Raw genomic sequence first — 12775 nt, 5'->3', positions numbered from 1 at the left:
GACCCAGAAAGGCGCTGACAGGCAGCGCCTTCATATTGATACCGGAAATAGCGATTAAGCCTTGGCTTATTCGTCTTCCAGCTCGATGTTGATACCCAACGAGCGGATTTCTTTCAACAATACGTTGAAAGATTCCGGCATACCCGGCTCCATGCGGTGATCGCCGTCGACGATGTTCTTATACATCTTCGTACGACCGTTCACGTCATCCGACTTAACAGTCAGCATTTCTTGAAGGGTGTATGCTGCGCCGTATGCTTCTAGCGCCCACACTTCCATCTCACCGAAACGCTGGCCACCGAACTGAGCTTTACCACCCAGCGGCTGCTGAGTAACTAGGCTGTAAGAACCGGTAGAACGGGCGTGCATCTTGTCATCAACCAAGTGGTTCAGTTTCAGCATGTACATGTAACCGACAGTTACAGGACGCTCAAACTTCTCACCAGTACGGCCGTCAAATAGGTTCAACTGACCAGATTCTGGCAGATCACCCAGCTTCAACAGTTCTTTGATTGAAGACTCAGGCGCACCATCGAACACTGGAGTCGCGATCGGTAGACCGGCACGCAGGTTCTGGATCAGTGTACGCACTTCGTCATCAGACAGAGCGCTGATATCGACTTGCTGACGTGTGTCACCCAGGCTGTAAACCTTCTGCAGGAACTCACGGAATTTCGCTAATTCTTGCTGCTCTTTAAGCATCTTGTTGATCTTGTTACCGATACCTTTCGCCGCTAGGCCAAGGTGGGTTTCAAGGATCTGACCGATGTTCATACGAGACGGTACACCCAGTGGGTTCAATACGATGTCTACTGGCTCACCAGTTTCGTCGTACGGCATGTCTTCAACAGGGTTAATCTTAGAGATAACACCCTTGTTACCGTGACGACCCGCCATCTTATCACCAGGTTGAATGCGACGCTTAACAGCCAGGTATACCTTAACAATCTTAAGGACGCCCGGTGCCAAATCATCACCCTGAGTGATCTTGCGACGTTTGGTGTCAAATTTCTTATCAAAATCTGATTTCAGTTCGTCGTACTGCTCAGCCAATTGCTCAAGCTGAGTTTGCAGCGCTTCGTCGTCAATAGTCTGAGTTAGCATGCTCTGGCGATCCATGTTCGCCAGTTTTTCTTGGCTGTAGCCTGCTTGCGCAAGTACGCCACGAACACGTGCTACCAGACCACCTTCCAGAATAGAGAACTCTTCTGTCAGATCTTTCTTGGCTTCTTTGAGCTGCATTTCTTCGATTTCAAGCGCACGTTTGTCTTTCTCAACGCCATCACGGGTGAATACTTGTACGTCAATGATCGTACCAGATACACCGTTAGGAACGCGCAGAGAAGAGTCTTTCACGTCAGACGCTTTCTCACCGAAGATCGCACGTAGCAGTTTCTCTTCTGGTGTTAGCTGTGTTTCGCCTTTAGGCGTTACTTTACCAACCAGAATATCGCCGCCTTTCACTTCCGCCCCGATGTATACAACACCAGATTCGTCAAGTTTAGACAGCGCAGCTTCACCCACGTTAGGGATATCAGCAGTGATTTCTTCGCTACCCAGTTTAGTATCACGCGCCACACAAGAAAGCTCTTGGATGTGGATGGTAGTCAGGCGGTCTTCCTGTACTACACGCTCAGATACAAGGATGGAGTCCTCGAAGTTGTAACCGTTCCAAGGCATGAACGCGATACGCATGTTCTGGCCAAGTGCTAGTTCACCCAGATCCGTTGAAGGACCATCAGCCAACACGTCACCACGTGCAACTGGCTCACCAGGCATCACAGTCGGACGCTGGTTGATACAGGTGTTCTGGTTAGAACGGGTGTACTTCGTCAGGTTATAGATATCGATGCCCGCTTCACCAGAAACCAGCTCGTCTTCATTAACCTTAATAACGATACGTGATGCGTCAACCGACTGAACCATACCGCCACGTTTGGCAACGGCAGTTACACCCGAGTCAACCGCTACAGCACGTTCAATACCAGTACCTACCAGCGGCTTATCAGCGCGCAGAGTTGGTACTGCCTGACGTTGCATGTTCGCACCCATAAGTGCACGGTTAGCATCATCGTGCTCTAGGAATGGGATCAGGGATGCCGCAACAGATACAATCTGGTTGGTCGCAACGTCCATGTACTGGACATGGTCACGTGGGTGCAAACCTGAATCGCCTTTCTGGCGAGCAGTGATTAATTCTTCACCGAATGAACCATCTTCGTTCAGCACGGCGTTAGCCTGTGCAATAACAAATTGGCCTTCTTCGATAGCAGAAAGGTAATCAATTTGATCCGTAACTTTACCGTCAACAACTTTACGGTAAGGCGTCTCCAGGAAGCCGTACGGGTTAGTACGCGCATACGCTGAAAGCGAGTTGATCAGACCGATGTTTGGACCTTCAGGCGTTTCGATAGGACATAGGCGACCGTAGTGGGTTGCGTGTACATCTCGAACTTCAAAGCCTGCGCGCTCACGCGTCAGACCGCCTGGACCCAATGCAGAGATACGACGCTTGTGCGTCACTTCTGACAACGGGTTATTCTGGTCCATAAACTGTGACAGCTGAGAAGAACCGAAGAACTCTTTTACTGCCGCAGAAATAGGCTTAGCGTTGATCAGATCTTGAGGCATGATTGCATCAAGGTCACCAAGGCTTAGGCGCTCTTTTACCGCGCGTTCAACACGTACCAGACCTACACGGAACTGGTTCTCTGCCATTTCACCAACAGAACGGATACGACGGTTGCCAAGGTGGTCGATATCGTCCACCTCACCGATACCATTACGGATATCGATAAGCTTTCGCATCACTTGGATGATGTCATCATGGCTCAGTACGCCTGAACCGGTCATTTCTTCGCGGTTTAGAGAACTGTTGAACTTCATACGGCCTACCGCTGACAGATCGTAACGATCTTCTGAGAAGAACAGGCTTTCAAAAAGCTGCTCTGCTGCTTCACGCGTTGGTGGCTCACCAGGGCGCATCATGCGGTAGATTTCAACCAACGCACTCAGACGATCAGACGTGCTGTCGATACGCAGGGTATCTGACATGTACGGACCATTATCCAAGTCATTGGTGAACAAAGTTTCGATCTTCTTGTAACCAGCTTGTGAAAGAAGCGCCAGAGTTTCTAGGCTTAGTTCTTGGTTAGCTGGAGCAATGATCTCGCCTGTTTCCTCATTAACGTAATCGCGTGCAGACACTTTGCCCACGATGTACTCAACAGGAACTTCAATTTTTTCTACGCCATCTTTTTCAAGCTGACGAATGTGGCGCGCGGTAATGCGGCGGCCTTGTTCGATGTATACCTTGCCGTTAGCTTCGATATCAAAGCTTGCGGTCTCGCCACGAAGACGATCCGGTACCAGTTCCATCACCAGAGACTTGCCTTGAACTTCGAAAACTATTTTATCGAAGAACAAATCAAGAATTTGCTCGGTGGTGTATTCCAATGCACGCAGAATGATCGATGCAGGAAGCTTACGACGACGGTCGATACGAACGTAGACGGCATCCTTAGGATCAAACTCAAAGTCCAACCACGAACCGCGGTATGGAATGATACGTGCGTTGTACAGCACTTTACCTGAGGAATGGGTTTTACCCTTATCGCTGTCGAAGAAGACGCCCGGGCTACGATGCAGCTGGGATACGATAACCCTCTCAGTACCGTTAATTACAAAGGTACCATTGTCCGTCATGAGTGGAATTTCACCCATGTAGACTTCTTGCTCTTTAATGTCTTTTACGGTGCCAGCAGGTGCATCTCTGTCAAACATCACTAGGCGTAATTTTACGCGCAGTGGGGCAGAGTAAGTTACGCCACGGATCTGACATTCTTTAACATCAAATACTGGCTCACCGAGACGATAGCTAACGTATTGCAGCTCGGAATTGCCGTTGTAACTCTGAATCGGAAAGACAGAGCGAAAAGCAGCTTCAAGACCGTATTGCCCTTCTGGATCCTGCTCGATAAATTTTTCGAAAGAATCTAGCTGGATAGACAGCAAGTATGGCACGTCCAGAACTTGAGGACGCTTACCAAAATCCTTACGGATACGCTTTTTCTCGGTATAAGAGTAAACCATAGGGTTCCTCAGCTCGCTGATAAGTGACCCAAACTGTCCAGACTGAGGGACAGTAACTAAACAACCAACCGTTTACTGTAGGAGCATCAGAGGGTTAATCTGACACTTTTTTGCATGGAGAGTAGTGACTAAACGGGGTGCAAAATTCACTACTGCCCTACAGCGCAAAAAGGCCGGTGGCTATTTAGCCACCAGCCATTAGCCTTTTCAGGCTAAGAAGCTAAGCAATAATTACTTAACTTCAACAGAAGCACCAGCTTCTTCTAGCTGTGCTTTAAGAGCGTCAGCTTCTTCTTTAGAAACTGCTTCTTTCAACGGAGCTGGAGCACCGTCAACAACAGCTTTAGCTTCTTTCAGACCTAGGCCAGTTGCGCCACGTACTGCTTTGATAACAGCAACTTTGTTAGGGCCAGCAGCAGTCAGGATTACGTCAAATTCAGTTTGCTCTTCTGCTGCTTCTGCAACAGCGCCGCCTGCAACTACTGCAGCAGCAGCAGAAACACCGAATTTCTCTTCCATAGCTTCGATAAGCTCAACAACTTGCATTACAGACATTTCTGCAACTGCGTCTAGGATTTGCTCGTTAGTGATAGACATAACAATTCTCTTTAAAGTCAACAATTAGTTTAAATAGCAACCAGTAAAAAGCAATGCAATTAAGCAGCTTCTTTCTGATCGCGAACAGCCGCGATAGTGCGAACCAGCTTGCCAGCAGACGCTTCTTTCATGCACATCATCAGGCGTGCGATAGCTTCGTCGTAAGTTGGCAGCGTTGCTAGAACGTCAGCATCAGTGATAGAGCCTTCGAATGCAGCAGCTTTGATTTCGAAATTTTTGTTCTCTTTAGCGAAGTCTTTAAAAAGACGCGCCGCAGCACCTGGGTGCTCATTAGAGAACGCAATCAGCGTAGGACCAACAAACGTATCTTGCAGACACGTAAAATCAGTACCTTCAACTGCACGACGAGCCAAGGTATTACGAACAACTCTCATGTAAACGCCAGCTTCACGAGCTTTTTTACGTAGAGAAGTCATTGCGCCTACCGCTACACCGCGAGAATCAGCTACAACTGCAGAAAGGGCACCACTGGCAGCTTCGTTGACTTCAGCAACAATTGCTTTTTTGTCTTGAAGATTTAATGCCATTTGGATTTGCTCCTGGATTATATATACACCACTCACTACTTCACAGTAGGAGAGTAATTACGGCGCAGATCCAAGAAAGAATATATCTATCATGTTCTGGCACCGTCTACGTAGGCATTATTAAGTCTTGGTGAAAACACCAGACACCTACGGTCTTGGACGAAGTCCGGCAAGCCGAACTCAGCCATAAATTTGAAGCGAAGAATTATACAGCAACTCCTCGCTTCAAGCAATTAGTTTGCGTTTGCGTCCAGAGTATTCTGGTCAACCGCAACACCTGCACCCATAGTGGTAGAGATGCTTACTTTCTTAACGAAAGTACCCTTAGCTGAAGAAGGTTTCGCTTTCTTCAGGGCTACCAACAATGCTTCAAGGTTACCCTTAAGTTTGTCAGTATCGAAATCAACCTTACCAATAGTGGTATGGATGATACCGTTCTTGTCGTTACGGTAACGAACCTGACCCGCTTTAGCGTTCTTAACTGCTTCAGCAACGTTAGGAGTTACAGTGCCAACTTTAGGGTTTGGCATCAGACCGCGTGGGCCCAAGATAGTACCTAGTTGACCAACTACGCGCATTGCATCTGGTGATGCGATAACTACGTCGAAGTTCATCTCGCCTTTCTTGATTTGGTCAGCAAGGTCTTCCATGCCAACGATGTCAGCACCAGCTTCTTTCGCAGCTTCAGCGTTAGCACCTTGAGTGAATACCGCTACGCGGATGTCACGGCCAGTACCATGTGGCAACACAGTTGCGCCACGAACGTTTTGGTCTGATTTACGTGCATCGATGCCCAGGTTTACTGCAACATCAACACTTTCTACGAATTTAGCAGTAGCTAGTTCTTTCAGAAGAGCAACAGCTTCGTTGATGTCGTACTCACGAGTAACATCAACTTTGTCACGGATAACGCGCATGCGCTTAGTCAATTTAGCCATTGTCTTAACCCTCTACTACCAGACCCATTGAACGAGCAGTACCAGCAATTGAGCGTTTCATCGCTTCAATGTCTGCACCAGTCATGTCTTTCGCTTTGGTTTCAGCGATTTCCTGAACCTGAGCGTCAGTAATAGTACCAACTTTCTCAGTGTTAGGGCGGCCTGAACCAGACTTGATGCCAGCTGCTTTCTTAAGAAGAACTGCAGCAGGTGGAGTCTTCATTTCGAAAGTGAAAGAACGGTCGCTGTATACAGAGATAACAACTGGAGTAGGTAGACCTTTCTCCATAGATTCTGTACGTGCGTTGAACGCTTTACAGAATTCCATGATGTTAACACCGTGCTGACCAAGAGCTGGACCAACTGGTGGACTTGGGTTAGCCATACCCGCTGCAACTTGCAGCTTGATGTAAGCTTCTACTTTTTTAGCCATTACTAAATACCTAAATTTGGGTTCAAACGTCTATTTTTTGCAAACAGACTCCCCGTTTAACAAAAGGGCGCGAAATTGTATTCAAATTTCGCGCCCCTCGCAATACTTTCCGAGCAAAAAACGATCAGCTTTTTTCTACTTGACTGAATTCCAGCTCTACAGGTGTCGCACGACCAAAGATTGATACAGAAACCTTAACGCGGCTCTTCTCGTAATCAACCTCTTCGACCACGCCATTGAAGTCCGCAAATGGGCCTTCAGTAACACGGACAACTTCACCCGCTTCGTACACAGTTTTGTGCACAGGAGACTCGCCTGCTTTCTCTAGACGATTCAAGATAGCGTCAGCTTCTTTATCAGAAATCGGCGCTGGACGATCCGGCGTACCGCCGATAAAGCCCAAAACACGCGGCACGCTACGTACCAAGTGCCATGACTCATCGTTCATGATCATCTGAACGAGAACATAACCCGGGAAAAACTTACGTTCACTCTTGCGACGCTGTCCCGCGCGCATTTCAACAACTTCTTCGGTAGGTACTAATATCTCACCGAAGAAATCTTCCATCTCGTGAATCTTGATATATTCATTCAATGACTTAGATACACGACCTTCAAAGCCGGAAAAAGCCTGAACAACATACCAACGTTTTTTAGGAGCTTCGCTCATGTAGTTAACCTCACACGCCAGTGAATAGGCGGACCAGACGGACCATTATACCGTCGATGCCCCACAGAATGAGCGCCATGACAACAGTGACAGCCAGAACGATGAGAGTGGTCTGTAACGTCTCTTGGCGAGTAGGCCAAACAACTTTACGCACTTCCATACGCGACTCACGTGCAAAGGTGATTGCCGCTTTGCCTTTACCTGTCAGAGCAGCAACACCACCGGCGGCTGCAACAAGAACAACAACGGCAGCAGCTCGTAGCACAACAGACATATCACTGTACAGGCTATTTCCCACTACTGCAGCTGCCAATAAGGCAAAAACCACAACCCATTTTAGGGCATCCATTGACCCGGTTGGGGCTTCAGCATTCGCTTTCATACATTCTACCTGTAACTAGTCTATTTCATCGACGACAACAACCTCGCGTCAGCGAGGTGAAAAGAACAAGGAAACCTAAACATACTTACTTCGTTGTTTATTTTCTTATCCTAAAACGTATATCACTGCGACCAATCGGCGAAAAAAAGTTCAATCCAAAGATTTGGTGCAGAAAAAGGGCATCAAATGATGCCCTTTTTGCTAGTGTGTCGTCAAATCTTATTCGATGATTTTAGCAACAACACCTGCACCAACTGTACGACCACCTTCGCGGATTGCGAAGCGTAGACCTTCGTCCATCGCGATTGGCGAGATCAGAGTAACAGTCATTGCAATGTTATCACCTGGCATTACCATCTCAACGCCTTCTGGCAGTTCGATAGTACCGGTCACGTCAGTTGTACGGAAGTAGAACTGTGGACGGTAGCCTTTGAAGAACGGAGTATGACGGCCGCCTTCATCTTTCGACAGAACGTAGATTTCTGAAGTGAAAGTAGTGTGTGGAGTGATTGAACCAGGCTTAGCCAGTACTTGACCACGTTGAACTTCGTCACGCTTAGTACCACGTAGAAGAACACCAACGTTCTCACCAGCACGGCCTTCGTCAAGAAGTTTACGGAACATCTCAACACCAGTACAAGTCGTGGTGATGGTGTCTACGATACCAACGATAGCAACTTCGTCACCTACACGTACGATACCTTGCTCAACACGACCAGTAACAACAGTACCACGGCCTTGGATTGAGAATACGTCTTCGATTGGCAGGATGAATGGCTTATCGATAGCACGCTCTGGCTCTGGGATGTAAGAATCCAGTGCTTCAGCTAGTTCAATGATTTTCGCTTCCCACTGCTCTTCTCCGTTCAATGCACCTAGTGCAGAACCTTGAATTACTGGGCAATCGTCGCCTGGGAAGTCGTACTCAGAAAGAAGTTCACGAACTTCCATCTCAACCAGCTCAAGCAGCTCTTCGTCGTCAACCATGTCACACTTGTTCATGAAAACAAGGATGTAAGGAATACCAACTTGGCGACCTAGAAGGATGTGCTCACGAGTCTGTGGCATAGGGCCATCAGTCGCAGCAACAACTAGGATACCACCGTCCATTTGCGCAGCACCGGTGATCATGTTTTTAACATAATCGGCGTGTCCTGGGCAGTCTACGTGTGCGTAGTGACGTGCAGGTGTATCGTATTCTACGTGTGAGGTAGAGATAGTGATACCGCGCTCGCGCTCTTCTGGAGCGTTATCGATTGATGCGAAGTCACGTGCTGAACCGCCGTATACTTTTGACAGTACAGTACAGATAGCAGCAGTTAGAGTGGTTTTACCGTGGTCAACGTGGCCGATAGTACCAACGTTAACGTGCGGTTTCGTACGTTCAAATTTTTCTTTAGACATGACAGTCCCTCTAAGCACGGTATTTTGGTGGCTTAACGACCACGCATATAACAAATGGATTTTTGCTAGGTATAAGTCAAAAGGATTGAGTAACTTGGAAGAAAAAGATGGTGCTGATACCCAGATTCGAACTGGGGACCTCACCCTTACCAAGGGTGCACTCTACCAACTGAGCTATATCAGCACTTTAGAATTGGAGCGGGCAGCGGGAATCGAACCCGCATCATCAGCTTGGAAGGCTGAGGTAATAGCCATTATACGATGCCCGCTTATCAGTTTCTCGTAGAGCTATTCAAACTATTTGAAATATGGTGGTGGGAGAAGGATTCGAACCTTCGAAGGCTGAGCCGTCAGATTTACAGTCTGATCCCTTTGGCCACTCGGGAATCCCACCTAATTGTATTGTTTTGTCTTATTGGTGCCGGCTGCCGGAATCGAACTGGCGACCTACTGATTACAAGTCAGTTGCTCTACCAACTGAGCTAAGCCGGCGACAAGTGCTGCGCATTCTATGCAATGATTTTTTTCGTTGCAATAGCTAATTTAACTTTTTCCATCAATTCTTTCATTACGGCGTATTAAATCGCCAATTCACACGTTTTTTTAGCGATATAGCGTCTGTTAAACTTGGCATGTCGCTTTCACTATCATTGGGGATAATGTATTGTCGCTGTCCTTAGTTGAAACAGATTCATTTTTAATATGAGCGATCTATTAACGCCTTATCTGTCTTTTAATCGCCAACAATGGTCAGAACTTCGTGATTCTGTACCTATGACGCTGGATGAGACTGATCTCGAAAAGCTTCGAGGAATTAACGAACACCTCACCATGAATGAAGTTCGAGACATTTACTTGCCGCTTTCTCGTCTTCTGAATCTGTACGTTAAGGCTCGCAAAGGACGCACTCAGGTATTAGAGCACTTCCTCGATCAAAAAGGTAATACTGTACCTTATGTTATCGGAATTGCTGGTAGTGTGGCTGTAGGAAAGAGTACAACAGCTCGCTTATTAAAAGCCTTACTCGAAAGATGGCCAGAACACCCAAAAGTCGAACTCATCACCACAGATGGCTTTCTTCATCCCAATAATGTGCTTAGTGAGCGCGGATTGATGAAGAAAAAAGGCTTTCCACCCTCTTACGACATTCGAAAGCTGGTGCAGTTTGTGTCAGATGTAAAATCGGGCAAGCCGCGCGTTGAAGCACCTATTTACTCTCATCTCGTTTATGACGTGACGGAAGAAGTAAAAGTCGTTGAACAGCCAGACATCCTGATCGTGGAAGGTCTAAATGTTCTCCAAAGCGGCATGGATTATCCTCATGATCCTCACCGCGTGTTTATCTCAGATTTCCTCGACTTTTCGATTTATGTCGATGCTGACAGCTCGCTACTCAGAACATGGTACATCGAGCGATTCATGGCATTCAGAGAAGGCGCGTTTCAAGACCCGTCGTCTTACTTCCACCACTACACTGAACTCACGCAAGAAGAAGCAAGGTGCACGGCGTCAGGTATTTGGGAGGAAATAAATGGCAAGAACTTGGTTGAGAATATTTTACCGACACGAGAACGTGCCGGACTTATCTTGCAAAAAGGAACAAACCATGCCGTTCAAACCGTCATGGTTCGTAAATAATGTCTATCAGTCATCTGCGCGGAGACTGATTTCTCCGCCAAGGTAGGGGGTAACGCCAGCCTCGGTTTCGAGCAGCAGTGCCCCTTGCTCGTTAATGCCTCGTGCTATTCCCTTCACCACCCGCTCACCGAGCAGCAATTTAACGGCGCGACCATTAAAGTTATCGTATTTATCCCAGCGCTCAACGAAGCCCGCCATCCCAGTTTCTTCGTATTGCTTAAGCGCATCGGTAACACCATTTATCAATTCGGCAGCAAGCTTGTTTTTGCCTGGTAAGATTTGGCTGGTATCACCTAAATTCGCCCAGTCTTGATCAACAGCATCAGTGTCTGGCATGGCAATGTTGAGCCCCATACCTATTACAAGGTGTGCTGCATCCCCTGCTTGCCCGGTCATTTCAACCAAAATACCAGCGAGCTTTTTATCATTCCAATACAAGTCGTTTGGCCACTTAACCTTGACGTTTTTAGCGCCAAGTTTAGCGAGCTTTTCAGCCATGGATACACCAACAACAAGACTCAGTCCCATCGCAGCAGCCATTCCAGCGTCGAGCCGCCAATACATTGATAAATATAAATTAGCACCGAATGGTGAGAACCATTTTCGGCCTCGACGACCACGGCCCATTTGCTGATATTCAGCGAAGCATGCAGTACCTGATGCGAGCTGCCCAACGCGATCCAATAAATATTGATTCGTCGAGTCAATGACAGGGATCAGCGAGAAATCAGGGCCTTTCAATTGAGCACGTAACTGTGCTTCATCCAAAAGATCGAGAGCAGCGGGTAAACAGTACCCTTTACCCTGCACGCGAAACACATCTAACCCCCATTGCTGAAGCACTTTGATGTGCTTGCTAATCGCAGCACGGCTCATTCCAAGCTCTTGACCTAGCTTTTCTCCGGAGTGAAAGTGCCCATCCGCCAAGATCTTAATTAACGCTAAACGCGGTTTGTTATCTATGGCAGGCATATTACCTCCAGATTCGTTTCTGCTGTTCGCCCCATAAAGCGAACTTCATGCTCAAGCGTAACACCGAAGCGGTCATAAACCGTATCAACAACCTTTTGAGCGAGCGTTAAAACGTCTGTCGCCGTGGCGTTTCCGATATTGGTTAACACCAGCGCTTGTTGGCTATGCACTGCAGCACCACCAATACGATGCCCTTTTAAGCCACACTGGTCGATTAACCATCCAGCAGCCAACTTCACTTCAGAGTCGTTGACACCGAAGCTCGGCATATTGGGATACTCAGTTCGTAAATTATCGGCAAGAGATGTTGCGACGACTGGATTTTTGAAGAAACTGCCTGCATTGCCTATTTCTTTCGGGTCGGGCAGCTTTGAGCGTCGGATTTGACATACTTTGTTATAGACATGTTTAGCGTCGAGGCTCTCAATATCATTGAGTTCACTAAGCGCACCGTATCCAATAACTGGCTCCCACTGTTTTGGCAGCTTGAAACCGACTGCAATGACTATCGCCTTGTCTTTCAACTGACGCTTGAAAATAGAGTCACGATAGCCAAACTCACATGCCTTCGCTGACAGGCGCTGGGTCTTTCCGCTGTCGAGCATTAACACATCAACGTAATCACAACTCTCTTTAAACTCAACGCCATATGCGCCAATGTTTTGAATGGGCGCGGAGCCAACTAGGCCAGGAATCAATGCAAGATTTTCTAAACCAGGCATCCCTTGTTCGATTGTCCACGAAACCAAGTCGTGCCAATTCTCACCGCCAGCCACATGTAATAGCCATTCTGTCGAGGTTTCTTTCACCTCAATGCCTTTCAGACAATTTAGAATAACGACACCAGCAAAATCTTCACAAAAAAGTAGATTGCTACCTTCTCCAACAACCAGCTTTGGCTCATCCGGCTTTTGCTTCCATATCTGTAGAAAATCATCTGCTTTTTGCGCTTTAATGATTTCCTTCGCATTCAGTGCTAAACCGAAGGTATGGTATGGCTTGAGCGATGTATTGGTGAGAATTTTCATTCGACTCGTGGTTTCGTTTTCAATAATTGTTAGCAGTGTATAATACTTCATCCGCCCTGAATTCGCAGTGATT

The 12775-nt window shown here is 47.3% G+C and carries 11 protein-coding genes and 4 tRNA genes; 1 reads left to right on the top strand and 14 read right to left on the bottom strand.

Annotated elements, in window-relative coordinates; translation table 11 throughout:
- Positions 1-66 precede the first annotated feature (66 nt).
- The 12 genes from rpoB to AB8599_RS00675 all read right to left on the bottom strand — a co-directional run bounded on the left by rpoB (position 67) and on the right by AB8599_RS00675 (position 9556).
- The gene (gene rpoB / locus AB8599_RS00730) at positions 67-4092 is read right to left on the bottom strand and encodes a DNA-directed RNA polymerase subunit beta (RefSeq protein WP_407331925.1); all 4026 of its coding nucleotides are present in this window, start codon (positions 4090-4092) and stop codon (positions 67-69) included.
- Positions 4093-4323: 231 nt separating this feature from the next.
- Positions 4324-4689 carry a 50S ribosomal protein L7/L12 gene (gene rplL / locus AB8599_RS00725; RefSeq protein WP_407331924.1) on the bottom strand — a complete coding sequence of 122 codons (366 nt, stop codon included), beginning with the start codon at positions 4687-4689 and terminating at the stop codon, positions 4324-4326.
- Between the two features lie 59 nt (positions 4690-4748).
- A complete protein-coding gene (rplJ, locus tag AB8599_RS00720; RefSeq protein ID WP_407331923.1) occupies positions 4749-5237 on the bottom strand; it encodes a 50S ribosomal protein L10 in 489 nt (162 codons plus the stop codon).
- A gap of 233 nt (positions 5238-5470) precedes the next feature.
- Complete coding sequence (gene rplA, locus AB8599_RS00715; RefSeq protein ID WP_407331922.1) at positions 5471-6175, bottom strand: 50S ribosomal protein L1; 705 nt, start codon at positions 6173-6175, stop codon at positions 5471-5473.
- Between the two features lie 4 nt (positions 6176-6179).
- Complete coding sequence (gene rplK, locus AB8599_RS00710) at positions 6180-6608, bottom strand: 50S ribosomal protein L11 (protein ID WP_016960641.1); 429 nt, start codon at positions 6606-6608, stop codon at positions 6180-6182.
- Positions 6609-6732: 124 nt separating this feature from the next.
- Positions 6733-7278 carry a transcription termination/antitermination protein NusG gene (gene nusG / locus AB8599_RS00705; protein WP_407331921.1) on the bottom strand — a complete coding sequence of 182 codons (546 nt, stop codon included), beginning with the start codon at positions 7276-7278 and terminating at the stop codon, positions 6733-6735.
- Positions 7279-7288: 10 nt separating this feature from the next.
- On the bottom strand, positions 7289-7660 hold the full coding sequence (gene secE, locus AB8599_RS00700; protein WP_407331920.1) for a preprotein translocase subunit SecE: 372 nt from the start codon (positions 7658-7660) through the stop codon (positions 7289-7291).
- Between the two features lie 219 nt (positions 7661-7879).
- Positions 7880-9064, bottom strand: coding sequence for an elongation factor Tu (gene tuf / locus AB8599_RS00695; protein ID WP_407331919.1), 1185 nt, complete (start codon positions 9062-9064; stop codon positions 7880-7882).
- Positions 9065-9172: 108 nt separating this feature from the next.
- A tRNA-Thr gene (locus tag AB8599_RS00690) sits at positions 9173-9248 on the bottom strand.
- 10 nt (positions 9249-9258) lie between these two features.
- Positions 9259-9333, bottom strand: a tRNA-Gly gene (locus AB8599_RS00685).
- Positions 9334-9373: 40 nt separating this feature from the next.
- Positions 9374-9458 (bottom strand) — tRNA-Tyr (locus AB8599_RS00680).
- Between the two features lie 22 nt (positions 9459-9480).
- A tRNA-Thr gene (locus tag AB8599_RS00675) sits at positions 9481-9556 on the bottom strand.
- A gap of 210 nt (positions 9557-9766) precedes the next feature.
- Between AB8599_RS00675 and coaA the strand changes: the two genes are divergently transcribed.
- Positions 9767-10702 (top strand): type I pantothenate kinase, encoded by a 936-nt coding sequence (gene coaA, locus AB8599_RS00670; RefSeq protein ID WP_407331918.1) that lies wholly within the window; start codon positions 9767-9769, stop codon positions 10700-10702.
- A gap of 6 nt (positions 10703-10708) precedes the next feature.
- Here the strand turns inward: coaA and birA are convergent, their stop codons facing one another.
- Positions 10709-11674, bottom strand: a complete 966-nt coding sequence (gene birA / locus AB8599_RS00665; RefSeq protein ID WP_407331917.1) for a bifunctional biotin--[acetyl-CoA-carboxylase] ligase/biotin operon repressor BirA — start codon at positions 11672-11674, stop codon at positions 10709-10711.
- The gene (murB, locus tag AB8599_RS00660) at positions 11662-12702 is read right to left on the bottom strand and encodes a UDP-N-acetylmuramate dehydrogenase (RefSeq protein ID WP_407331916.1); all 1041 of its coding nucleotides are present in this window, start codon (positions 12700-12702) and stop codon (positions 11662-11664) included. Before murB ends, birA begins: the two co-directional genes overlap by 13 nt.
- Positions 12703-12775 lie beyond the last annotated feature (73 nt).

The sequence above is a fragment of the Enterovibrio litoreus genome (genome assembly GCF_045679545.1).
Classification (GTDB): Bacteria; Pseudomonadota; Gammaproteobacteria; order Enterobacterales; family Vibrionaceae; genus Enterovibrio.
Note: the sequence above shows the minus strand (reverse complement) of the source record. Positions and strands in the feature narration are given on the sequence as shown.

Bases quoted from the DNA above. Each gene is read 5' to 3' on its own strand.
- coaA (WP_407331918.1), top strand. From the start codon at position 9,767: ATGAGCGATCTATTAACGCCTTATCTGTCTTTTAATCGCCAACAATGG.
- birA (WP_407331917.1), bottom strand. From the start codon at position 11,674: ATGCCTGCCATAGATAACAAACCGCGTTTAGCGTTAATTAAGATCTTG.
- rplA (WP_407331922.1), bottom strand. From the start codon at position 6,175: ATGGCTAAATTGACTAAGCGCATGCGCGTTATCCGTGACAAAGTTGAT.
- rplJ (WP_407331923.1), bottom strand. From the start codon at position 5,237: ATGGCATTAAATCTTCAAGACAAAAAAGCAATTGTTGCTGAAGTCAAC.
- tuf (WP_407331919.1), bottom strand. From the start codon at position 9,064: ATGTCTAAAGAAAAATTTGAACGTACGAAACCGCACGTTAACGTTGGT.
- nusG (WP_407331921.1), bottom strand. From the start codon at position 7,278: ATGAGCGAAGCTCCTAAAAAACGTTGGTATGTTGTTCAGGCTTTTTCC.
- rplK (WP_016960641.1), bottom strand. From the start codon at position 6,608: ATGGCTAAAAAAGTAGAAGCTTACATCAAGCTGCAAGTTGCAGCGGGT.
- murB (WP_407331916.1), bottom strand. From the start codon at position 12,702: ATGAAAATTCTCACCAATACATCGCTCAAGCCATACCATACCTTCGGT.
- rpoB (WP_407331925.1), bottom strand. From the start codon at position 4,092: ATGGTTTACTCTTATACCGAGAAAAAGCGTATCCGTAAGGATTTTGGT.
- rplL (WP_407331924.1), bottom strand. From the start codon at position 4,689: ATGTCTATCACTAACGAGCAAATCCTAGACGCAGTTGCAGAAATGTCT.
- secE (WP_407331920.1), bottom strand. From the start codon at position 7,660: ATGAAAGCGAATGCTGAAGCCCCAACCGGGTCAATGGATGCCCTAAAA.